General features: G+C 41.7%; 22 protein-coding genes. 17 read left to right on the forward strand and 5 right to left on the reverse strand.

Going from position 1 to position 22,811, the window contains the following annotated elements; translation table 11 throughout:
• Positions 1–220 precede the first annotated feature (220 nt).
• The 3 genes from QL984_RS15200 to QL984_RS15210 form a co-directional block, all read right to left on the reverse strand.
• Positions 221–703, reverse strand: a complete 483-nt coding sequence (locus tag QL984_RS15200; protein WP_013464686.1) for a DUF4124 domain-containing protein — start codon at positions 701–703, stop codon at positions 221–223.
• Between the two features lie 145 nt (positions 704–848).
• Entirely contained in the window at positions 849–2,345 is a 1,497-nt protein-coding gene (locus QL984_RS15205) for a DUF3413 domain-containing protein (RefSeq protein ID WP_013464687.1), read from the reverse strand.
• A gap of 5 nt (positions 2,346–2,350) precedes the next feature.
• Entirely contained in the window at positions 2,351–2,563 is a 213-nt protein-coding gene (locus tag QL984_RS15210) for a DUF1414 domain-containing protein (protein WP_008109847.1), read from the reverse strand.
• Between the two features lie 63 nt (positions 2,564–2,626).
• Here QL984_RS15210 and yejK point away from each other — a divergent pair, with 63 nt between their 5' ends.
• Complete coding sequence (yejK, locus tag QL984_RS15215; RefSeq protein ID WP_058154455.1) at positions 2,627–3,643, forward strand: nucleoid-associated protein YejK; 1,017 nt, start codon at positions 2,627–2,629, stop codon at positions 3,641–3,643.
• Between the two features lie 425 nt (positions 3,644–4,068).
• Here yejK and rne read toward each other — a convergent pair whose 3' ends face one another.
• A complete protein-coding gene (gene rne, locus QL984_RS15220) occupies positions 4,069–7,266 on the reverse strand; it encodes a ribonuclease E (RefSeq protein ID WP_290172910.1) in 3,198 nt (1,065 codons plus the stop codon).
• A 770-nt stretch (positions 7,267–8,036) separates the two neighbouring features.
• Between rne and rluC the strand changes: the two genes are divergently transcribed.
• Complete coding sequence (gene rluC, locus QL984_RS15225) at positions 8,037–8,996, forward strand: 23S rRNA pseudouridine(955/2504/2580) synthase RluC (protein ID WP_010389627.1); 960 nt, start codon at positions 8,037–8,039, stop codon at positions 8,994–8,996.
• 11 nt (positions 8,997–9,007) lie between these two features.
• Complete coding sequence (locus QL984_RS15230; RefSeq protein ID WP_036956224.1) at positions 9,008–9,652, forward strand: HAD-IA family hydrolase; 645 nt, start codon at positions 9,008–9,010, stop codon at positions 9,650–9,652.
• Here the strand turns inward: QL984_RS15230 and QL984_RS15235 are convergent.
• Positions 9,645–10,241, reverse strand: a complete 597-nt coding sequence (locus tag QL984_RS15235; protein ID WP_290172911.1) for a Maf family protein — start codon at positions 10,239–10,241, stop codon at positions 9,645–9,647. The genes QL984_RS15230 and QL984_RS15235 overlap by 8 nt on opposite strands.
• A 131-nt stretch (positions 10,242–10,372) precedes the next feature.
• Here QL984_RS15235 and yceD point away from each other — a divergent pair, with 131 nt between their 5' ends.
• From yceD to QL984_RS15305, 14 genes are all read left to right on the forward strand, one after another.
• Entirely contained in the window at positions 10,373–10,897 is a 525-nt protein-coding gene (yceD, locus tag QL984_RS15240; protein ID WP_013464694.1) for a 23S rRNA accumulation protein YceD, read from the forward strand.
• 9 nt (positions 10,898–10,906) lie between these two features.
• Positions 10,907–11,077, forward strand: a complete 171-nt coding sequence (gene rpmF / locus QL984_RS15245; protein WP_008109865.1) for a 50S ribosomal protein L32 — start codon at positions 10,907–10,909, stop codon at positions 11,075–11,077.
• Between the two features lie 12 nt (positions 11,078–11,089).
• Positions 11,090–12,130, forward strand: coding sequence for a phosphate acyltransferase PlsX (gene plsX / locus QL984_RS15250; protein ID WP_013464695.1), 1,041 nt, complete (start codon positions 11,090–11,092; stop codon positions 12,128–12,130).
• 53 nt (positions 12,131–12,183) lie between these two features.
• A complete protein-coding gene (fabD, locus tag QL984_RS15255; protein WP_036956225.1) occupies positions 12,184–13,110 on the forward strand; it encodes an ACP S-malonyltransferase in 927 nt (308 codons plus the stop codon).
• 11 nt (positions 13,111–13,121) lie between these two features.
• On the forward strand, positions 13,122–13,868 hold the full coding sequence (gene fabG / locus QL984_RS15260; protein WP_008109872.1) for a 3-oxoacyl-ACP reductase FabG: 747 nt from the start codon (positions 13,122–13,124) through the stop codon (positions 13,866–13,868).
• A gap of 250 nt (positions 13,869–14,118) precedes the next feature.
• Entirely contained in the window at positions 14,119–14,355 is a 237-nt protein-coding gene (acpP, locus tag QL984_RS15265) for an acyl carrier protein (RefSeq protein WP_008109873.1), read from the forward strand.
• Positions 14,356–14,624: 269 nt separating this feature from the next.
• Positions 14,625–15,863 carry a beta-ketoacyl-ACP synthase II gene (gene fabF / locus QL984_RS15270; protein WP_008109876.1) on the forward strand — a complete coding sequence of 413 codons (1,239 nt, stop codon included), beginning with the start codon at positions 14,625–14,627 and terminating at the stop codon, positions 15,861–15,863.
• A gap of 68 nt (positions 15,864–15,931) precedes the next feature.
• Positions 15,932–16,723: an aminodeoxychorismate lyase gene (pabC, locus tag QL984_RS15275; RefSeq protein ID WP_290172912.1), complete on the forward strand. Its 792-nt coding sequence runs from the start codon at positions 15,932–15,934 to the stop codon at positions 16,721–16,723.
• Positions 16,723–17,709, forward strand: coding sequence for an endolytic transglycosylase MltG (gene mltG / locus QL984_RS15280; protein WP_016899837.1), 987 nt, complete (start codon positions 16,723–16,725; stop codon positions 17,707–17,709). Before pabC ends, mltG begins: the two co-directional genes overlap by 1 nt.
• Before the next feature lie 5 nt (positions 17,710–17,714).
• Positions 17,715–18,341 (forward strand): dTMP kinase, encoded by a 627-nt coding sequence (gene tmk / locus QL984_RS15285; RefSeq protein ID WP_013464700.1) that lies wholly within the window; start codon positions 17,715–17,717, stop codon positions 18,339–18,341.
• A 1-nt stretch (position 18,342) separates the two neighbouring features.
• Entirely contained in the window at positions 18,343–19,257 is a 915-nt protein-coding gene (locus QL984_RS15290) for a DNA polymerase III subunit (RefSeq protein WP_290172913.1), read from the forward strand.
• Positions 19,258–19,269: 12 nt separating this feature from the next.
• A complete protein-coding gene (locus QL984_RS15295) occupies positions 19,270–19,596 on the forward strand; it encodes a PilZ domain-containing protein (RefSeq protein ID WP_008109887.1) in 327 nt (108 codons plus the stop codon).
• 17 nt (positions 19,597–19,613) lie between these two features.
• On the forward strand, positions 19,614–20,393 hold the full coding sequence (locus tag QL984_RS15300) for a YchF/TatD family DNA exonuclease (protein ID WP_013464702.1): 780 nt from the start codon (positions 19,614–19,616) through the stop codon (positions 20,391–20,393).
• Between the two features lie 4 nt (positions 20,394–20,397).
• On the forward strand, positions 20,398–22,257 hold the full coding sequence (locus QL984_RS15305; protein WP_290172914.1) for an alkaline phosphatase D family protein: 1,860 nt from the start codon (positions 20,398–20,400) through the stop codon (positions 22,255–22,257).
• The last annotated feature ends 554 nt before the right edge of the window (positions 22,258–22,811 follow it).

A 22,811-nucleotide genomic window follows, 5' to 3' on the forward strand; every position in this document is an offset into this window, starting at 1 on the left:
TGTATCATAATTTTCGCCTTGTTATCGACTTATTTCTTTGTCGCTATAATAGATCACTAATTTAATGCAATTGGTATTAGTATTAAATCCGAAAAAGGTGGTCAAAGGAAATTACACCACTAAACACACAATAGAGTTTATGCTCTATAGATGTTAAGGGTATGTTATTTTATATTTAAAACCAAGCTAATTAAGATGATATTTATTGAAGTTAGTCTGATTAAGGTTGATAGGCATCAATCTTTTTTTGTAACTTTTTAATACGCTTTTCAATCAATGCTTTATCTTTTTTATATTGCTTATCTAATTTTTTCTGTGTGTTTCTAATATCTTTGCTAATACGCTTTTTATCATCTGCGCTCAATATATGATTTAAACGCTGCTGTTGTTTAAAATCAGCCCTGTCTTTTTCTCGTAAAAGTATTGCTAACTTATGCTGATTACTGCGCAGCTCTGCTTCTAGATTGGAAATAATCGTATCTCGTTCCAGCTCGTTTAACTGTTTGGTATAGTTTATTTCTTTACCGGTTTGCTTAGGCTCAGTGGCGGTTATTGTGTGTGAGGTAGCATTATCACTACAGGGAAACTGAGAGAAAGTGGTGCCTTTGGGAGTGACGCACTTGAAATAGGTGGTTTGAGCTAATGCAAGAGAGCTAAAACATAAAATACAGACAGTAATGATCAGATTAATAACGCTGAACATAATGATTATCCTTTGTATATTCTGATCGAGTTAATAATTTTTAATAATAAAAACTATAACCTAGCTTGGGGGGATAGCAAGTGCAAAGGAGTAATAACAGAAACTAAGCGAGTCAGTTTTAATGACTCGCTCGTATTATGAGGTGCTATTGAGAAAATGTTTTAAGCTTTTTAATACCATGCACTAAGAATGGAATATCAAGCCCTTGTTCAATTGAAAACCCTTCAGCGGCAGAGATATTTCTAAAATTTCCATCACGATCAATAAGCGTGATTCTATCTTTTTTATAAGCAATCACCACGCCTTGCGAGTAATTAACCCCAATATTATTACTTTTACTGTACAAGTTTTCACCCAGCATAGTTTGCTGCGCAAGCGCATTACAGTTTAAGTATTGGCCAAGGCTCGTAGCGATAATATCGCTGGGCTGAATTAAACCGTTCACCTTAGAAATAAATTTATCGGAGCTGTACAATGTTGACGTGGTTACAATTTCATTGCTATTTTGCGAGATACTAAAAGCAAAAAATTCAGTAGCGTCATCACGTACAGTGGCGTTTTCAGCCCCTTTGACAATTCTTATTGCACTGTCTTTGTGTGCTTGCTCGTTAATAAAGCTCAGCTCATCAATACCGGCCACTTCCACACTACGACGTTGGCTTTGCCAAACGGGTAAAGTTTGCTGCTCAATAATGTTCGTTTTGTAAAATGCTGGCAAGCCGTACACAAGCCCAAATAACATATCACTATGATCGGTGGGTTGTAAAAATTGCGTGTTTTTATAAATACTTTGTTGGCTGGCAACAAATTTTGCTAGCTGCTCGTCATTATCAAACACCAAGATATCAACTTTTGCTGCGCTGTAATCTTCACATTTTTCTAATGGAGCAGGTGCTTGATAATTAATACCTTGGTTATTAATTTTAACGTTGTGCGCTTGCTCGTAGCTTTCAACATCCAGCAAATCGTTTTTAGCGAGTAAGCTTTTTGCCGTAGTCGGGTACGAAAGCGGTAGTACATTATCTTGTTTAGTGATATCAAATTTTAAATTGGCATCAGCCCAAATATGAATGCTGTGGCTTAGCGCAAAACAAATCACTAAAAATGAACCAGCATAACGGGCAAATTTAAACTGTTTCAAACGCCCTAAATGATGCCAAGTAAAATTACTAACAGTCAATTGAAACGCTAATATTGCTAACACTATGCTGCCTGCTAGCAAGGTAGTAAGTGCGGGTGAGTTTGTTACACGATGCCACAACAGTGAAATAATTTCAGGCAGTGCAGAGGCATTTAAATGATAACCTAAGTTAAAGTAGACGTAAGCGTCTAAAGTCAGTATTGAGGCCCCGACAGTTGCAATCACTGCTGCCATACCACGTATATGCCGTGGGTAGGGGAATACTAAACTCAAAGGGAAAACCGTCAGCACAAACGCTAAAAATGCAATAAAGCTAGTGTGGCTTAGCCAAGTAACCATCATATAGGTTATACCCATATAAGTGGTCGGTGGCGAATCGGCAAATAAATAGCTTAAGCTAATTAAAAGCGCTAAGCCAATATTGGCAAATGTAAACCAATGACCCCAACTTAATAATTGACTCGCTTTCGATGAAAACTGGTTGTGCTGCGATAAATTCATAGAGTTTACTTAACCGACTGCGCGAGTGCTTTTGCAAAGTTCTCGGTAACGGCTTGTCTTTTCCCTGTTGGTACATGCTCTTTTAAGATATGCGTGATAGAATTTCCTAAACACATAAGACTTAAATCAACCGGCGCATTATGTTTTGATAAAACATCAATAAGCTGATCGACGATTTGTTCTACTTCTTCATTAGAGTATTTTGATAAGATTGGCATCAGTTGGTTCAATAAAAAGAGTTATATTCCCGTATTTTAACACCAGAGGCGTGAAAAACAAAGATGGCAATAGATGTTAAAAAATTAGTCGTTCACTATGTAGACAAAAAAGACGACGACACTCAAATTCACCTTCGTAACGACGAAATGACTATCAACGATAAAGTGGCTGTATTCATTGAGCAATTACACCATGCCTACAATGGCAAGCCAGGCAAAGGGTTTTGTGCTTTTAGTGGCGAAAAAAACAGTATTGTAGCCTCTACCATGCAAAGCTATCGCAATAATGAGCTTGGCTTTTGGCATATGACCGAGCAAGCATCAACGGTATTAAAAGAAGAGTTAGATAAATACGCCTTTAATGAAACCGGCTATTTAGTATTTTGTCATTATCAGTACGTGGCGACTGATTATATGTTGATTGCCATGATCAATATCAAAGAGCATTACTCAATGACCTCTGAGCTTGATTTAGCCGCATCGCGTCATTTAGATATTTCGCGTATGCAATTGGCTGCTCGTATTGACTTAACCGCATGGGATACCCAGGCAGACGACAATCGTTATATTTCATTTATTAAAGGTCGTGCAGGGCGTAAAGTCGCTGACTTTTTCTTAGACTTTTTAGGTTGTGAAGAGGGCATTGATCCTAAGCAGCAAAGTCAAGTGATGCTCAATGCGGTAGAAGACTACTTATCAGAGCAAGAGTTTGATAAATCTGAAAAAGACGAGTTACGTAAGCAAGTATTCGATTACTGTAACGACTGTGTTACCACGGGTGAAGAAGCTAATGTGAGTGAACTTTCAGCAACGCTTACTAAAGGCGACGACAACCCGTTTGAAAGTTTTTGTAAAGAGCAAAGCTATGACTTAGAAGAGTCATTCCCGGTTGATAAAAAAACGGTAACCAGCATGGTTAAATTTTCAGGCTTAGGCGGTGGAGTCAGTATCAGTTTTGAGCGTAAGCATTTAGGCGAGCGTGTAACTTATAATGAAGCCACTGATACGTTAGTGATCAAGGGCATTCCACCAAACCTAAAAGATCAGCTACAGCGTTTTATGGAACAACAGCAAGATTAAACTCACAACGGGTTGCGGGATCAGGCTCGTAACCCGATCCCCGTAGCCCGCTCCCCGCAACCCGTTAACTTTCGATTGTAACTTTACCCTCTAAAAGCGCAGTGTCTCTTAGCCCTCTTTGTGAATAATTCCTTTGCGCGGCATAAAGCCCCGCCTACAATAAACCTCGATGTTGACCTTATCCGTAGGCGGGAGTTTACCTTGCGCATGTTTTAGGTGTTAGGAATAGCTGTAGACATAGATCTTGCTCACAGCAAGTTGCGAGCTAAGGGGTTAGGGATCAGGCTCGAAGCCCGATCCCCGTAGCCCGCTAACTTTCGACTTTACCCGAACCCCGTTTGCCAGATACATAAATGCCAGGCATTAAAAAACCGCGTTAAAATCAATTAACGCGGCTTTTTTATGCTTTGAGCTAAACTCAGTGCTTATTCAGCACTCAGCGTTTTAGTCATTGCTGAGCTTGCACGACCGGCAGGTCTTACCGAGCCAGGGCGAAGGCCGCTGTCAGGGATTAACTCACGTTTGTCATGTGCCATTGCAACCGATGTATGCTTGGTTTCGCTATCGGCTACAGGCGTAGGCTGTGCCATTGGCGCACTTGCATGTCCTGCTGTAATCACAGTTTTAGCGTTTACATTAGCTGAACTCGCTTGCGAAACTGCCTTAGGTTTATTTTCAACCACCGGTGCTTCTTTCGCTTCTATAGGTGTTTCAGTAGCGCTAACCGGTGCTGTTTCAGCTTCAACAGCAACTTCTTCAGCTGGTACTGATTCTTCAGCTTTTACTGGTTCTTCAGCTGGTACTGATTCTTCAGCTTTTACTGGTTCTTCAGCTTTTACTGGTTCTTCAGTTTTCACTGGTTCTTCAGCTTGCACTGGTTCTTCAGTTTTCACTAGTTCTTCAGTTTTCACTGGCTCTTCAGCTTGCACTGGTTCTTCAGTTTTCACTGGTTCTTCAGCTTTTACTGGTTCTTCAGTTTTTACTGGCTCTTCAGTTTGCACTGGTTCTTCAGCTTTCACTGGTTCTTCAGTTTTTACTGGTTCTTCAGCTTTTACAGGTTCTTCAACTTTCGCTAATTCTTCTTCAACAATGTTTTGTTCAACTGCATCAGAGGCATCAACGGCCGTTTTATGTGCTTTTGCTTTTAGCTCTGCTTCGTATTCAGCAGCGGCTTGATCCGCAACTGGAATGAAAGCAGGCGCTTCATCAGACTTCTCTTGCGTGCCTTCACCTTCAGGACGACGACGACGTTGGCCAGATGCACGAAGATGACGCGGTGAACGACGTGAGCGAGTACGTGTTTGCTCTTGCTCTTCATTTTGTGTTGCCACGTTATCGTTTGCATCAACAACAGCCTCAGCTTGTTCTTTAGCAGGTGAAGGTGCTTTTTCATCAGATACCGGCGCTTGCTTTTCAACAACAGGAGCTTGCTCTTTCACTTGTGGCTTGTCTTCTTTAACCACTGGTTGCTCAACAGCTTGCTCAGTTGTTTGAACTTGCTCTGTGCTTTCGTCTTGTACGCGAACTTTTTTACGTAAATTACGACGTTGACGACGTACCTTAGGCTTTTGCTCTTTTGGCTCAGCATTCTTATCAGATTTAACTACAGTATCCGCATTTTGAGTTGCCTCTGCTTTTACTTGCGTTTTATCTTCAGTTTTATGCTCAGGACGTTTACGCGTATTTGAATTACGACGGCGCTTATTGCGATTCTCATTCTTTTCTTGCGTATCATTTACAGGCGCCGACTCATTTTTAGCTTCAGTGTCTGCAGTGCGTTCGTTACGCGGTTTATTACGAGGGTTATTATTACGACGACGTTGGTTGTTATTACGACGACGATTATCATTACCACGGTTATTACTAGGGCGATCTTGCGATTGCTTTTCAGTCTGTTTTTCTGATTTTTGCTCAGTATCAGACCCAAATAACGACTTAATCCATTTACCTAATGCGGCAAATAAACCAATTTCAGCTTTTGCTTCTACTACCGGCGCAGCTTTTGCTGCCGCTTGTGGAGCAGGCGTTGAAGGCATAACGACGCCTTTAAGCTTCGGCTCTTCACGAACAGGTGCCGCTGGCGATTTAGACATTTCAAATGCTTCAGGCTCAGGCGCAACAACTTGCTCGTAACTTACAGTTTCAAGCGTTTCATCTTTACGTAAACGCATTACTTCGTAGTGAGGTGTTTCCATGTGTTGATTAGGAATAATCACTACATCACATTTATGATGCTTTTCAATACGGTGAACGCTACGACGTTGCTCATTCAATAAATAAGCGGCAACAGCAACAGGCACTTGAGCATTAACTTGAGCGGTGTTGTCTTTAATCGCTTCTTCTTCAATTAAACGAAGAATAGACAATGCGATTGATTCGTTAGAACGAATTGTACCTTGACCACTACAACGTGGACAAACACCTTGGCTTGCTTCGCCTAGTGAAGGGCGTAGGCGTTGGCGTGACATTTCAAGTAAGCCAAAGCGAGAAATTTTACCAATTTGTACGCGCGCACGATCAGGGCGAGCAGCATCTTTTAAGCGGTTTTCTACTTCACGTTGATGACGTGGAGGTGTCATATCAATAAAGTCGATAACAATTAAGCCACCTAAATCACGTAAACGAAGTTGACGTGCAATTTCATCTGCCGCTTCTAGGTTGGTGTTAAGCGCTGTTTCTTCAATATCGCCGCCTTTTGTTGCTTTAGACGAGTTGATATCGATAGAGGTAAGTGCTTCAGTAGGGTCAATTACAATAGAACCACCTGAAGGTAAGCGCACTTCACGTTGGAACGCAGACTCAATTTGGCTTTCAATTTGGTAATGTGTAAATAACGGTGTATCACCTTGATAAAGCTTAACGCGACTCATGAAATCAGGACGAAAACGCTCTATGTGCGCTTTAGCTTCTTCAAAAACACGAGGCTTATCAATTAAAATTTCGCCAATGTCACGACGTAAATAATCGCGAATTGCACGGAAAATTACGTTGCTTTCTTGGTGAATTAAAAATGGTGCTTTTGCACTGTCTGCCGCTTGTTGAATGGCTTCCCAGTGGACTAATAATGCTTTTAAATCGTAGTTTAGTTCTTCAAACGACTTACCAACACCTGCGGTACGTACAATTAAGCCCATACCTTTTGGTAGTTCTAAGCGGCTTAGCGACTCTTTAAGTTCAGTTCGCTCATCACCTTCGATACGGCGAGAAATACCGCCAGCGCGAGGGTTGTTAGGCATAAGCACTAAATAACTACCTGCCACGCTGATAAAGGTAGTCAGTGCTGCCCCTTTTTGGCCGCGCTCTTCTTTATCAACTTGTACAATAACTTCTTGGCCTTCTTTGATCACGTCGCGAATATTCGGACGACCATGAAAGGTGTAACCTTGCGGGAAGTAAGTACGGGCAATTTCTTTTAAAGGAAGGAAACCATGACGATCAGCACCGTAATCAACAAATGCTGCTTCTAAAGATGGTTCAATACGTGTGATTTTACCTTTGTAAATATTGGCTTTTTTCTGTTCGTGACCTGGGCTTTCTATATCTAAATCATATAGGCGCTGGCCGTCAACCAGTGCTACGCGCATTTCTTCTTGCTGCGTTGCATTGATTAGCATACGTTTCATAATGTTACTCTACTAGTTTGTGTCGCTGACATGACGATGTTTTCTCGCCTGTTCAGGTGTTCCTATTTTTAGAATGTGCAGCCTCACGACTGGGTCTTTAACGGAACGGCTCTGTATTTAGTAAGCAGTATTTTAAATGCCGGCAAACAATAGGGTGTAATCACGCTATTAAATTCTAAGGGGATACAAACGTGTCGGCTTTTTAGCTCAATACTCGTTTTATCCAGAAGTTGGCCTGTCATAACAATCTTATTAAATGCATTCATATTAGGTGCGTAGGGCTCTTTAGCTTCAAACCATAGTTTCGTTTTTAAAACTACCGTTATCGTTTTTATGAGCAAAAATCGCTACCGATGTTAATGAACGCTTATTTATTAGATTTTTTTAGTTCTAAATAAGCTGCTGTACGGTACTACAATATTTGAGCGAATTCTGAACGGCGTTTTTTTACGCCGCCACTATCAGACAAATTATCTGTTCATTGCTTTTATTATCACTTTAAAAATCAATTCATGTTCAAACTTAAGCAGCAATATATTACGCGCATTGCCGTTAGTTGTGCGCACGTGTTAACTGGGTATGTATAAAAGCTTTGGAAAACTTAACTCGGATCTGTATGATCGGTTACCCAGAATGTGCATCACGAATGTTTTAATGTGTTAAAAAGCACCGTTGTTATTTGCAAATACTAAATATTTGCGCTGCTGATTATCCCACTATTATAACTGTGTTAGCAACTAAATTATTTTACTTAAATCAGTGATTAGGCAATGTCAGAAAAAACCGGCTTACAAGTAACTTTTGTCACTATCAACGAAGACCACCTAGGTCAGCGTATTGATAACTTTCTTATTACCCATTTAAAAGGGGTGCCTAAAAGCGCAGTTTACAAAATTCTTCGTAAAGGTGAGGTGCGTGTAAACAAAAAACGCATTAAGCCTGTGTATAAATTGCAGTTAGACGACGTTATTCGTATACCACCAATCAGAGTGTCAGAGCGTGAAGAGTTTGTCCCTTCAAAACTCGATAAAGTAACGCGCCTTGAAGACGATATTCTATTTGAAGACAAATACCTGATTGTTATTAACAAGCCATCGGGTATGGCTGTGCATGGCGGCAGTGGCCTAAGCTATGGCCTTATTGAAGCATTACGTGTTTTACGCCCAGAAGAGCGCAGCCTTGAGCTTGTGCATCGTTTAGACCGTGATACATCAGGTTGTTTACTCATTGCTAAGCGCCGCTCTGTGCTGACTGCCTTGCATGAGCAATTACGCGAAAAAACCATGGAAAAAAATTATTGGGCACTTGTTGAGGGTCAATGGGACTCTAAAACAAAAAATGTGACTGAGGGCTTGCGCAAAAACACCCTAAAATCGGGTGAGCGCGTAGTACGTGTTGATAATACCGAGGGCAAACCGTCGCATACCCGCTTTAAAGTGCTTGAGCGTTTTAACGATTGCTCATTAGTACAAGCATCCCCTGTAACCGGTCGTACTCACCAAATTCGTGTGCATACTCAGTGTCAAGGTCATGCTATTGCCTGTGATGACAAATATGGCGATCAAGGGTTTGACGAGTCAATGCGTAAACGTGGTTTAAACCGCTTATTTTTACACGCCCATGATTTAAGTTTTTACCACCCTAAAAACGAAACCACTATGCGAGTAGAAGCACCGCTTGATAAGGCACTATCAAGTTGTTTAGTTAAACTTAGAGCAGCAAAAGCGTGATCTCACCCACCATGAAAAACTACAAGCTGGTGATTTTTGATTGGGACGGCACCATTATGGATTCAATTAGCAAAATAGTTAATTGTATTCGCAAAAGTGCACAGTTACTCAATATTGAACCGCCGAGCGAGACTGCCAGTAAAAATATTATTGGTTTGTCGCTTGAAAACGCAATAGCGAGCTTGTTTCCTGATTACAGTGAGCATCACGAAGCGCTTATTGCAGGTTATAAACAGCAGTATGCGCTTGATACCACCCCAACACCGGTGTTTGAGCACGTTGAACAGGTGCTCACTGAGTTAAAAAATCAAGGCGTAATATTGGCGGTTGCCACAGGTAAAAGTCGGGTAGGGTTGGAGCGTTTATTGGATGAGAGCCAGTTGCGTCATTTTTTTAGTGCTACGCGTACCAGCGACGACGCTAAATCAAAGCCAGCTCCTGATATGCTCTATCAACTACTTGAAGAGCTGGCTATAAGCGCCGACGAAGCATTGATGATAGGCGACACCCAAATCGACATGGCAATGGCAAAAGCTGCAGGTATGGATAGGCTAGGGGTAACCATGGGCGTGCACAACGCTGCGCAATTAAACGAGTTTACGCCTATTGCAACCGCTGACAACTATCAGCAGTTGCAACAACTTTTACTTAGTTAGTTTGTGCACTTAATACATCTAAGCCAAACTCAGCCAATAATTGGCTGAGTTTAATGAGTGGTAAACCAATTAAACTATTTGGGTCATCACCACTGAGCTTTTCAAATAAACAAATACCCAAGCCTTCACTTTTAAAACTTCCTGCACAATTATAAGGTTGCTCTGCATCGCAATAAGCACTTATTTGCGCCGTTGTTAACGTTTTAAAAGTGACATTAAAGGGCTCAACAAGGGTTTTGCTTTGCTTAGTGTCTATATCGTACACACACAAGCCAGTTAAAAAAGTGACCGTTTGCCCACTAAATAAGCTGAGTTGTTTTATGGCGTTTTCTTTATTGTGTGGTTTACCTAATATTTGGTCATTAAATACAGCAACCTGATCGGAGCCAATCGCTAAGCCTTGGCCAAAATGCTCGACCGCAGCTGCGGCTTTTAGTTCGCTTAAACGTTTAACAAGATCGTTAGGCGTTTCGTTGCTGTGAGGCGTTTCGTCAACATCGGGCGAAAACGTTTCAAAAGGCAGATTAAATTTTTGTAATAAAGACTGCCTAAAAGGCGAGCTTGAGGCTAATATAAGAAAGTGCTTCATGGCATGTTTTCCTAGCGTAAATCAGATTGAGTTAGGATAAATCAGATCCGTGAGTAAAACACGTGAAAAACAACGTAAAATTGGTTTTTTACTTTGACTAACCCACTAACTATCTATATGATGCAGCCCCTATGCAAAAGGTGAAAATTCCCATCACCCTTCATCCGGGCAAAGCAGCGCAACACCGTTTAAAGTATGACGGCATTGTACCGCTTGAGAAACTTCCTCGTTTGCGAGGGGTTATCCAGGAAGAAGTAGGTGAAATAGCGGTAAAAATTCATTGCAAAAACGATGAGCAAGGTTTAGTTGTGATTAGTGGCAATTTGTCCACACACGTAACTGTCACTTGTCAACGTTGTAATGGTGATTTAGGGTTGGATTTGGATCAAGACTTTGTGTATTCGCCAGTCGGTTTGGATGCAGAGTCAGATGATCTTCCAGAAAGCTACGACGAAGTAGCACTTGATGAAAATGGTGAAATAGACGTGTTTGAGTTAATCGAAGACGAGCTTATTTTAGCAGTGCCATTAGTGCCTACCCACAACGAAGCTTCATGCAGTTATACAGCAGAGCCTGCCAGCTTTGGTGTTTTAAAGGCGGAAGATGATAAACCAAATCCATTTGATATTTTGAAACAACTTAAGAAAGATTCTTAGGAGAAGACTATGGCTGTACAAAAAAGCAAAAAGTCTCGTGCAAGACGCGGCATGCGCCGTTCACACGATGCGATCAGTGGTCCAACTTTAACTGTAGACCAAACATCTGGTGAGACTCATCGTCGTCACCATGTGACTGCAGATGGTTACTACAAAGGCGTTCAAGTAATTTCTAACTAAGAGATTGCTTATATGCTGACCAATCTAACCATAGCGTTAGATATGATGGGGGGCGATTATGGCCCCCGTTCATCTATCCCCGCAGCCGTTTCCGCGGTAAATGCTAATGCCAACTTAAAACTCATTTTATGTGGCAACGAGCAAGTAATAGCTAAACAATTAGAATCACTCGATTCACTTTCTCATCCCAGATTAATAATTCGCCATTGTAATGACGTTGTCACCAATGCCTGCGAACCCGCTGTTGCTATACGCTCAAAAAAAGATTCCTCAATGCGTGTTGCCCTTGATTTAGTTAAATCGGGTGAAGCGCAAGCCTGTGTTAGCTCTGGCAATACAGGGGCGCTATTTTTTATGGCGCATTACGTATTAAAAATGCTTCCAGGAGTGAAACGTCCCGCACTCATATCGGCTGTACCGACTGAACGAAAAAATCCTGTTTACTTACTCGATTTAGGTGCCAATGTGCACTGTGATGCGCAAATGCTGTATCAATTTGGCATTATGGGTTCGGTAGTGGCAGGACAAGCACTCGGGTGTGATAACCCAAAAGTCAGTTTATTAAATATTGGCGCCGAAGACATTAAAGGTCACGACGAAATTAAGCAAGCCGCGCAGTTAATGCAGCAAAGCGAGCTGATTAATTATATTGGGTATAGCGAAGGTAGCGATATTTTTTCTGGCAAAGCCGATGTTATCGTCTGTGAAGGGTTTGTCGGTAACGTAGCACTTAAAACCTGCGAAGGCATTGCCAAACTTATCATGAAAAAATTCACTCGCGCTCTCGAAAAACACGTTGTTTATAAGTGCATGGCGTTTATGTTGGCGCCAATCATAAAAAAACTCTATAAAAGAGTGAACCCCGACCAGTATAACGGCGCTTCTCTGGTAGGATTGCGCGGTATTGTTGTTAAAAGCCATGGAAATGCTTCAGCTAAAGCATTTCATGCCGCAATCGACGAAGCAGTGAAAGAAGTAGAACGTCAACTTCCGGATAAAATTGCTGCTATCTTCGAAAAAACACATTCTAAAGACACGGTGGCCAATCAGTAAATTGATGTGCCGTGTTATACATTATTTATTTTGTTTAATTAAAAGAGCAAACTATGGCACAAAAAATTGCACTTCTTTTTCCAGGTCAAGGCTCGCAAACTGTGGGTATGTTAAACGAGCTACTTGAAAGCTCAGACATAGTAAAAGCCACATTTGCAGAAGCATCAACCGCACTAGGATACGACCTAGCAGATCTCGTTCTTAACGGTCCAGAAGAAAAACTAAATCAAACTCACCGTACTCAACCTGCTTTATTAACAGCAAGCGTTGCTATTTACCGTCATTGGTTAGCAGCAAATCCAGATGCAGACGTTGTCATGGCAGGTCACAGCCTAGGCGAATACTCAGCACTAGTATGTAGCGATGTGATCAGCCTAAGTGAAGCCGTAAAACTGGTTGAAAACCGTGGTTTATACATGCAAGAAGCCGTCCCTGCGGGTGTGGGTTCTATGGCCGCTATTATTGGTTTAGGTGATGACGAAATTAAAGCGGCATGTGAAGCGTCTGCACAAGGTGAGGTTGTTTCACCGGTTAATTACAACTCGCCAGGCCAAGTGGTTATTGCCGGTCATAAAGATGCAGTAGATAGAGCATCAGTAGCTTGTAAAGAAGCCGGCGCAAAACGTGCGCTACCATTATCGGTCAGCGTACCGTCGCATTGTGAACTTATGAAACCTGCGGCTGAAAAATTAGCCGCCGATTTAGCGGCTTTAACATTTAATTCACCTAAGTGTGATGTAATTAATAATGTTGATGTAAAAGCTGAAGGTTCAGCCGATGCAATTAAAGACGCATTAGTACGTCAGTTATACAGCCCAGTTCGTTGGACTGAAACAGTGCAAGCATTAGTTGCACAAGGCGTAACGCAAAGTTATGAATTTGGCCCTGGTAAAGTATTAACAGGACTTGCAAAACGCATTGATAAAGCGATGGTGTGTGGCTCAGTTAACGACCTTGCATCAATCGATACAGCTAAATAAGAGTATATAATATGAGTAATTTATTTTCTTTAGAGGGCAAAGTTGTCCTGATCACCGGCGCTAGCCGTGGTATTGGTAAAGCGATTGCAAACACCTTAGTGGCACAAGGCGCAAAGGTAGCGGGCACCGCGACAAGCGAGTCAGGTGCGGCTAAAATTAGCGAATACTTAGGTGATAACGGTAAGGGTTATGCGCTTAACGTCACCGATCCTGCGTCAATTGAGGCAACATTAGCGGCAATTAAAGCCGATTTAGGTGATATTGATGTTTTAGTAAATAACGCCGGTATTACGCGCGATAATTTATTAATGCGCATGAAAGAAAATGAGTGGGACGATATTATCGACACCAACTTAAGCTCTATTTTCCGTTTATCTAAAGCGGTACTTCGCCCAATGATGAAGAAAAAGAACGGCCGTATTATCAATATTGGCTCAGTAGTGGGCACTATGGGTAACGCTGGCCAAGCGAACTACGCGGCAGCTAAAGCGGGTGTTATTGGTTTTTCTAAATCATTAGCGCGTGAAGTTGCTTCTCGTGGTATTACTGTTAACGTGGTTGCACCGGGATTCATCCAAACAGACATGACGGATGATTTGACAGATGAGCAAAAAGCAGCAACGCTTGCAAACGTACCTGCGGGTCGTTTAGGCCAGCCAGATGAGATTGCAGCAGCTGTGTGTTATTTAGCATCTGACGCCGCTGCGTACGTATCAGGTGAAACTTTGCATGTAAATGGTGCGATGTACATGGTTTAGCTTCGCAATGCGAAATAGTTAAACCACAAATTACCAATGAGTTTGCTAAAAAATATTGAATTTTTCGCAAACTTGCTTTAAACATACTTGAAATCGCTGTGAAAATAAGCGATAAAAGATAAAATAAACACTCAAGAGGTTTGACCAGCAAATTATTTATGGTCAAAAGATTGAATCAGAGAATTATCGGACGTAAACTACGCCGCAATCTGAAAATAACGCATTGGCGTTTTTAATAAAGGAAAGAAGAATGAGCGATATCCAAGAACGCGTAAAGAAAATTATCATCGAACAGCTAGGTGTTAAAGAAGAAGAAGTTAAAAACGAAGCTTCATTCGTTGATGACCTAGGTGCAGACTCTCTTGATACTGTTGAATTAGTAATGGCTCTTGAAGAAGAGTTCGACACTGAGATCCCAGATGAAGAAGCTGAAAAGATCACTACAGTACAATCTGCAATCGATTACGTTACAGCTCACGCTGAGTAATTAATCGCAAATTAAGGGCAGCATCCGCTGCCTTTAATCTTTATATCCAAACCACCTCAAAGTACATGATTCAATTCCAAACCCTCACCTATCATCAGCAATTAAGTTGTTATTGCTCAGCGTTGGTTATTGGTTTGAGACTCGCACTTTGAGGTAGCTTGGGTATGATCATCCCCAATACTAATAACATAACTAGCAACAGCGTTAACGCTGAAATAAACTGAGCTAAGTTAATTGGTATAATAATAATTCCTTATTGGAGGCAAACCGTGGCTAAACGTCGTGTCGTCGTAACTGGCTTAGGAATGTTGACGCCGCTAGGCAATGATGTGCAATCAACCTGGCAAGGCTTATTAGATGGTAAAAGTGGTATTCAAAACATTACCCACTTTGACACATCAAAATTTGGTACTCACTTTGCTGGTTTAATCAATGATTTTGATGCATCGGCTTATATGTCGCCAAAAGATGCTAAAAAAATGGATTTATTTATCCAGTATGGCATTGCAGCGGGTGTTCAAGCTTTTCAAGATTCAGGCCTCGAAGTAACAGAGCAAAACGCAACCCGTATTGGTGTAGCGGTAGGTTCAGGCATTGGTGGCTTAACCCTAATCGAAGAAAACCACATTAAATTACTAAACAGCGGTCCACGAAAGTTATCGCCGTTTTATGTACCGTCTACCATTATTAATATGATCTCGGGTCATTTATCAATAATGCATGGCTTACGTGGTCCTAATATTTCAATTGTAACCGCATGTACCACAGGCCTGCACAACATTGGCCATGCAGCACGTATGATTGCCTACGGCGATGCCGATGCAATGGTTGCCGGTGGCGCAGAAAAAGCGTGTACGCCAATTGGTATGGGTGGCTTTAATGCCGCACGTGCGCTTTCAACGCGTAACGACGACCCACAAGCAGCGTCTCGTCCCTGGGATAAAGACCGTGATGGCTTTGTGCTTTCTGATGGCGCTGGTGTAGTAGTTGTTGAAGAATACGAACACGCTAAAGCACGTGGCGCTAAAATTTATGCAGAGCTTGTTGGCTTTGGCATGAGTGGCGATGCCTACCACATGACCTCGCCACCAGAAGACGGCGCAGGTGCAGCACTGGCTATGGAAAACGCATTAAACGATGCGCAAGTAAATGCAGAGCAAGTTGGCTACATTAACGCACACGGTACGTCTACTCACGCGGGTGACAAAGCCGAAACCTCAGCGGTTAAAACCATTTTTGGTGATTCAGCGAAAGATGTGATGGTAAGCTCATCTAAATCGATGATGGGTCATTTACTAGGTGCAGCGGGCTCTGTTGAGTCGATAGTGTCTATCTTATCGTTGACCGAGCAAAAAGTAACACCCACAATTAACCTAGACAACCCAGATGAAGGGTGTGATTTAGATTACGTACCGCACACAGCGCGAGACGCCAAACTTGATTACGCGTTGTGTAACTCATTTGGTTTTGGTGGTACTAATGGCTCGTTACTGTTTAAAAAGGTATAATCTTTTTTAACAACGAACGACAATAAGAACCCAGTTGTTTAACTGGGTTTTTTTATGTGTAAAAAAATATGCAAACAATAATAACAGCAAGTGAAACCAGTAGCATAAGTATTCGCGATAGGGGCTTAAACTATGGCGATGGTTTTTTTACAACCGCAATTATTACTCATGGACAGGTTGAGCATTGGGCTTATCATAAAGCGCGTTTAATTGAATGCGCGCAGCGTTTAGGGTTTCCGGCGCTTGAGTTTAAAGCACTTGAGTCGCACATTACTCAGCAAATAGCATCACAGGTTCAAGCGGTTCTTAAAATAGTGGTAACACGAGGCGAGGGTGGGCGAGGCTATGCGCCGCCAAGCGAATGTAATTTAAACATTATTGTGAGTGTTTTACCTTATCCAGCGCATTATCACAGCTTACGCGAAACAGGAATTAGTTTAGCTATTAGCCCAATTAAACTGGCTTTACAGCCTCATTTAGCTGGGCTTAAAACCCTAAATAGGCTTGAGCAAGTACTGATCAAAAATGCCCTACAAACCGAGCAAAGTGATGATGCACTTGTACTTGACTACAACAACAATGTAATTGAAACCTCAGCGGCTAATATTTTTGCAATAAAAAATAATAAAGTAATTAGCCCCAGACTTGATGAGTGCGGCATTAAAGGTGTTTTTCTGCAATCTTTATGTGATAAATTAGCAATTGAATTTAAAACTATCAGCGTTGATGAGCTTACCCAAGCAGACGCGGTATTTGTATGTAATAGTTTAATGAAAATTGTGCCGGTAAAAAGCATAGGCGAGCACTGTTTTGATATTGCTCACAGTCAGTCATTACTAACAGTAGCCAAGGAGGCTTAGTGTTAAAAGTTATAGTATCAGTATTATTGCTGGCTTTTTTTAGCTCAGTGATTGGCTATCAGCAATTACAGGCAACAATTCAAACGCCATTACAGATAGCCGATAACACCCAATTTGAAGTTAAAAAAGGCACCGGCTTTAATAAGTTGTGCCGTCAATGGCAGCAGCAACAGTGGGTAGAAGACTGTTGGCGTTTTCAAATATTAGCTAAGCTCGACCCAACCTTGACCGATTTAAAAGCAGGCTTGTACGAATTAAGCTCAGATAGCGTGCTTAATAACATCAAAAAAATTAACCAAGGTCAGCAAATTAGCTTTAGCTTTACCATTATTGAAGGCCAAGCACTTAGAGATGTTTTAAATACTCTGAGTACTTCTACACACTTACAAAACGATTTAAAACTTGAGCAACTTGGCGAGCAAATAATCGGTAAGCAAACCCATCTAGAAGGTTGGTTATTCCCCGATACCTATCATTACCATAGCAATGATACTGCCAGCAGTTTACTAAAACGTGCTGCGCAAAAAATGCAGCAAACGTTGGCTGATGCTTGGCAGCAACGGGCAAGTGATTTACCTTACGATACCGCCTATGAAGCACTGATCATGGCCTCTATTATCGAAAAAGAAACCGCGCTTGCCAGCGAGCGTCCGTTAATTGCATCGGCATTTATAAATAGATTAAATACCAATATGCGCTTACAAACCGATCCAACCGTAATATATGGGCTAGGCGAAGATTTTGACGGTGATATTAAACGTAAAGACTTGAGAAATTACACACCGTATAATACTTATCGTATTAACGGATTACCGCCCACGCCAATTGCTATGCCATCCAAAGAAGCGATTTTAGCCGCGGTAAACCCGCCTAAAAGCGAGTATGTTTACTTTGTAGCAAAAGGCGATGGCAGCCATCAGTTTTCAACCACATTAAAGCAACATAATGCGGCGGTTAACCGGTATATTTTAAATAAAAAGAATTAGTGTTTATGAAACCAAAATTTATAGTTATAGAGGGCCTAGAGGGCGCGGGTAAATCAACCGCGATTGCCCTGTGCCAAGACTTTTTAAACCATCATCATATTGATTTTATTAATGTGCGTGAACCCGGAGGCACACCACTGGCTGAATCGTTACGTACTTTAGTAAAAGCAGAGCATCAAGAAGAAATCGCCTTTGAAACTGAGCTACTTATTATGTACGCAGCTCGCTCACAGCTAATGCACAATGTAATAAACCCGGCACTGGAACAAGGGCAATGGGTATTGGCTGATCGTCACGATTTATCGTCACAGGCGTATCAAGGCGGTGGACGCGGAATTAGTGCAAACACGTTAGCATCGTTATCCTCTATGGTGTTAAAAGGGTTAAAACCCGATTTAACCATTTACCTTGATATTGACCCTGTTATTGGTCTTGAACGTGCAAAAGGGCGGGGTGAACTCGATAGAATTGAACAAGAAGCCATTGAGTTTTTTCAGCGCACCCGTATGCGTTACATTGAGCTTGCAAATGATGACGACAGCATAAAAACAGTCGATGCCAACCAAAGTATTGATAAAGTACATCGTGATATTACCAATGTACTACGCACATTTTTTTCAGGGTTAAAATAATATGGCATTGCCATGGCTTAACGATGTAGAGCAACGTTTAGCTCAAAGCTATAAAGCACAGCGTTTTCATCACGCGCAGCTATTTTGCGGGCCTATTGGAGTAGGCAAGTTTGAGCTAAGCGATCAATTAGCTAACAGTTTGTTATGTCACAATACACAATCGCAGTTGAGTGCACCTAATAGCGTGCTAACGCCGTGTGGGCAGTGTAAAAGCTGCTCGTTAAACCTAGCTGGGACGCACCCAGATAAACGCGTTACCCAAGTAGAAGGGCAAAGCATAGGTGTAGACGACATACGCGGCATAAGCGATTTTATGCACCAGTCGGCAGCGCAAAATGGCAACAAAGTGGCTATTATTGAAAACTGCGAAAAAATGACTACGGCGGCAGCAAATGCATTATTAAAAACCTTAGAAGAGCCCAGTAACAGCCGGTTTTTAATTCTCACAACCAGCCAAGTGGCACAATTACCAGCGACTATTTTAAGCCGCTGTGCTAAAACTGAGGTCAAAGTAACCAACAGCCAGCTAGCACAGCAGTGGCTAAGTTCTTTAGATGTGCCTAACTACCCATGGTTATCATTGTTTTACAGCCAACCCCTGCAAGTAAAGCAGTGGCAACAGCAAAATCAGCTAGAAAGTATTGATACACTCTATAAATTTGCAACTGGGTTTAAACAAAGCCATAATTTCAATACGTTAGTCGATATAATAAATAAACAGCCTGAGCTTGTTCGTATTTTTACCTTATTTTTAAGTGAGCAGCTAAAACAGCAGCTTTTAAACGGCATGAGTTTTGAAGCCTACCAAGTTGCACAGCAAGCCTTGAATGATTTTTTACAAAATAACATACAAATTCTTGGGCTAAACTTACCGCTTGCGGTATCACGACTAGCGTATACATTACGCAACCAATAAAAAGGATTAGATATGCAAGAGCTATTAGTTGATATAGATGACCTTGACGAACTATATCGCTGCTACATGCCTTTTTTAAAAAAAGGGGGGCTATTTGTACGCACCAATATGCGTTATGAGCCTGGGTATTCACTCGCTTTACGAGTAACCTTACCTGATGCCTTAGAAGACGATGTGGTCACCGGCAAAGTCACGTGGATCACTCCGCAAGGTGCACAAAGCTCAAACCCTCCGGGGATCGGCATTAGCTTTTTAGATGATAAAACAAACCTAAACGCGAAGATCGAAAAACTGCTGGGGACTATGTTAAACTCCGGCAATCCAACTTATACCATGTAGTAAAAACAGGCCTTATTTTGATTGTAGATTCTCATTGCCATTTAGACCGTCTTGATTTTGATAAACTCGATTTAAACCTAGACCAAGTACTTGATAACGCCCGCGCAAAAAAAGTAGAACACTTTTTATGTGTGAGCGTCACACTTGATCAGTTCCCTAACATGCTAGAGCAAATTAAGCATTACGACGACGTATCAGCGTCATGTGGTGTACATCCGCTTGATCAAAAAGACGCGCTCAACAAACAGCAATTAATTGATTTAGCCTCGCACCACAAAGTAGTGGCTATTGGCGAAACCGGGCTTGACTACTATTATGCAAAAGATACTCACGCAGTGCAGCAAGCTAGCTTTGTTGGCCATATTGAAGTAGCCAACGAATTACAAAAGCCACTTATTATTCATACCCGCGACGCACGTGCCGACACCATTAATCTAATGCGTGAACACAAAGCAGAAAACTGCGGTGGGGTATTACATTGCTTTACCGAAGATTGGGATATGGCTAAAAAAGCCATTGATATGGGTTTTTATATTTCTATTTCAGGTATTGTAACCTTTAAAAATGCGGTAGAACTTAAAGAAGTGGTAAAACAAATCCCACTTGATCGACTGCTTATTGAAACCGACTCGCCGTATTTAGCCCCAGTACCGTACCGTGGTAAAACTAATCAGCCAGCGTATGTGGAAGACGTTGCTTATTATATTAGTGAACTAAAAGGTATTAGCTTTAACGAATTGGCAAAGGCCACTACCGATAATTTTTATTCTTTATTTAAATTAGCAGCTAAAGGCTAACCTCATGACGACTCTCTCGGTGCAACACCCGCTGTTACTTATGGGGCCTATGGTGCGCCGAGCAGAAAAAACCACAGTTTGTATTCAGTTTGCTACCTCAAAGCAGGTAAACGGCCGTATAGAGCTAATGGGCTACGAATGCTATAGCGAACAAAATAGCGTTAGACTGGGTGAACATTTATTTTTACAGTTTATAGTTATTAAACCCATAAACAGCCAGTTCCCGCGCGACATATTACTACAATATCAGTTATTTTTTGATGACAGCCCCGTTGATTTATCAGCGTTTAGTTTTAATGATGGTGCGTTACCTGCGTTTGTGATCCCCAAAAGACTGACGCAAATATTGCATGGCTCATGTCGCAATGCACATCATCCCGCAAAAGACAGCCTAGTTAGTTCAAGTCAGTGGCAAGCTACTCAACGCAGTAATAATCAACAAGGGGCGCAGTTGCTATTGCTCTCGGGCGATCAGGTATATGCTGACGATGTAGCAGGGCCTATGTTATTAGCTATCCATCAACTCATTGAGCAACTAGGAATTTATAAAGAGCAAGCGCTTGCGCTGGATTTACCCGACGATATTAGCCAACAGCTTTATGGCCGCCATCATTTACTACCCACCACCTCGTGGAAAAAGCGCTCTAAATTAGGTATAGGTTACTGGTTAAAAAAAGACGAACCGCATTTTTCTAGCGTAAAAGCGTATAACCACCTTATTCATTTTGAAGAGTTTGTAGCGCTGTATTTACTTAATTTTAGTAGTACCGCGTGGCAATATGTTGACTTATCAAAGCTAAATTACTCAGGCGGTAACGAAAAAAGCCAAGTATTGTTTAGCACAGAAAAAGCCACACTCATTGATTACGCTAAAGGCTTAGCTGAGGTAGAGCGATTATGTGCCAATGTGTCTACCTTAATGATGTTTGACGATCACGATGTAACCGACGATTGGAACCTCACCGCCGGGTGGGAGCAAGCCATTAATCAAAACCCCAGTAGCAAGCGTATTGTAAATAATGGCTTAGCAAGCTATTGGCTGTTTCAGGGAATGGGGAACGACGCACTGCAAAAAACCGGTGCGCTACTTACTCCATTTACAACAAGTCTAGCTGGGGATAAGCAATGGCAATTCAAAGCATTTGATAAACATCTAAACGATTTTAACCATTGGCATTATGAGCTAACAACTATTCCTAAAGTGGTGGTGCTTGATACCCGAACACACCGCTGGCGTAACGAGCAGAACTTTAATGAACCCTCAGGCTTGTTAGATTGGGAGCGTCTCACTGAGCTTGAAGAAAGCCTACTCAGCCATGACCAAGTCATTATTGTATCGCCCGCACCGGTGTTTGGAGTCAAATCAATAGAGGCGATTCAAGCGGTGTTTAACATGTGTGGGCAACCACTTATGGTTGATGTAGAAAACTGGATGGCGCACGAAGGCTCAGCTAAAAAATTGCTCGACACATTTAGACGTACCGACACTCCAAATGAAACGCTGATTTTATCAGGCGACGTGCATTATTCGTTTTGTTTTTCAGTGCAAAAGCGTTTTGGCGATCACCCCAACAGAATTTGGCAGCTCACAGCTAGTGGCATTAAAAACGAGTTCCCGCGTAAGCTAATAAATGTGCTTGATAAGCTCGACTCCATTTTATATGGCCCTAAAAGTCCGCTTAACTTTTTTACCAAACGCTGGCACATGGAAGTCGACAAACACCAAACTAAAGGCAAAGGGCAAAAGTACCTAGTAAGTGATTCGGCTATTAGTTTGGTTACCCTTAAAGGCGGTAATTTAGATCGCTACCAGCTCATACACGGCGACGGCCACACCACCGAATTTGATTTAGAAGAGCAGTAAATTGGAACAGGCGATAGGTTTTAGGTGCTAGGTATCAGGTTGATATTATTGTCGATTTGCAGCAGCGACTTCATGTCGCGGCATTCTTTGATGTCGTGAGCGACGGGCGACGAGCGACGGGCAACGAGCGACGAGCTTCGAGTTGCGGGCTAAATAACTAAAAGCGCAGCGTCTCTTAGCCCTCTTTGTGAATAAATCACTTAAACCCAAAACATAAAAATTATTCTTGAACCACAGAGGACACCGAGGCGCTACACGCTGCACTGAGAATACAAAGCAAAAAGCCTAATACCTTTTACTTTTCTAATGCTCATAACGTTTGTATTTAGTCACTTTCTCTGTTTTCTCCAACCCTCGGTGGTAAATAAATCACTAAGATCTTATTGTAATAATAGTACTGGGTGAAGGATTAAGCTCGAAACCCGTTAACTTTATTTAAAACCTTTATTCTTGAACTACAGAGGACACCGAGGCGCTACACGCTGCACTGAGAATACAAAGCAAAAAGCCTAATACCTTTTACTTTTCTAATGCTCATAACGTTTGTATTTAGT

Source organism: Pseudoalteromonas sp. APC 3495 (assembly GCF_030407645.1).
Taxonomy (GTDB): domain Bacteria; phylum Pseudomonadota; class Gammaproteobacteria; order Enterobacterales; family Alteromonadaceae; genus Pseudoalteromonas; species Pseudoalteromonas tetraodonis.

Coding starts and splice junctions, on each gene's coding strand:
- fabG (WP_008109872.1), top strand. CDS start 13,122: ATGAGTAATTTATTTTCTTTAGAGGGCAAAGTTGTCCTGATCACCGGC.
- yceD (WP_013464694.1), top strand. CDS start 10,373: ATGCAAAAGGTGAAAATTCCCATCACCCTTCATCCGGGCAAAGCAGCG.
- QL984_RS15295 (WP_008109887.1), top strand. CDS start 19,270: ATGCAAGAGCTATTAGTTGATATAGATGACCTTGACGAACTATATCGC.
- QL984_RS15290 (WP_290172913.1), top strand. CDS start 18,343: ATGGCATTGCCATGGCTTAACGATGTAGAGCAACGTTTAGCTCAAAGC.
- plsX (WP_013464695.1), top strand. CDS start 11,090: ATGCTGACCAATCTAACCATAGCGTTAGATATGATGGGGGGCGATTAT.
- QL984_RS15230 (WP_036956224.1), top strand. CDS start 9,008: ATGAAAAACTACAAGCTGGTGATTTTTGATTGGGACGGCACCATTATG.
- rne (WP_290172910.1), bottom strand. CDS start 7,266: ATGAAACGTATGCTAATCAATGCAACGCAGCAAGAAGAAATGCGCGTA.
- yejK (WP_058154455.1), top strand. CDS start 2,627: ATGGCAATAGATGTTAAAAAATTAGTCGTTCACTATGTAGACAAAAAA.
- QL984_RS15305 (WP_290172914.1), top strand. CDS start 20,398: ATGACGACTCTCTCGGTGCAACACCCGCTGTTACTTATGGGGCCTATG.
- QL984_RS15205 (WP_013464687.1), bottom strand. CDS start 2,345: ATGAATTTATCGCAGCACAACCAGTTTTCATCGAAAGCGAGTCAATTA.
- rluC (WP_010389627.1), top strand. CDS start 8,037: ATGTCAGAAAAAACCGGCTTACAAGTAACTTTTGTCACTATCAACGAA.
- QL984_RS15200 (WP_013464686.1), bottom strand. CDS start 703: ATGTTCAGCGTTATTAATCTGATCATTACTGTCTGTATTTTATGTTTT.
- acpP (WP_008109873.1), top strand. CDS start 14,119: ATGAGCGATATCCAAGAACGCGTAAAGAAAATTATCATCGAACAGCTA.
- rpmF (WP_008109865.1), top strand. CDS start 10,907: ATGGCTGTACAAAAAAGCAAAAAGTCTCGTGCAAGACGCGGCATGCGC.
- QL984_RS15235 (WP_290172911.1), bottom strand. CDS start 10,241: ATGAAGCACTTTCTTATATTAGCCTCAAGCTCGCCTTTTAGGCAGTCT.
- tmk (WP_013464700.1), top strand. CDS start 17,715: ATGAAACCAAAATTTATAGTTATAGAGGGCCTAGAGGGCGCGGGTAAA.
- pabC (WP_290172912.1), top strand. CDS start 15,932: ATGCAAACAATAATAACAGCAAGTGAAACCAGTAGCATAAGTATTCGC.
- fabD (WP_036956225.1), top strand. CDS start 12,184: ATGGCACAAAAAATTGCACTTCTTTTTCCAGGTCAAGGCTCGCAAACT.
- QL984_RS15210 (WP_008109847.1), bottom strand. CDS start 2,563: ATGCCAATCTTATCAAAATACTCTAATGAAGAAGTAGAACAAATCGTC.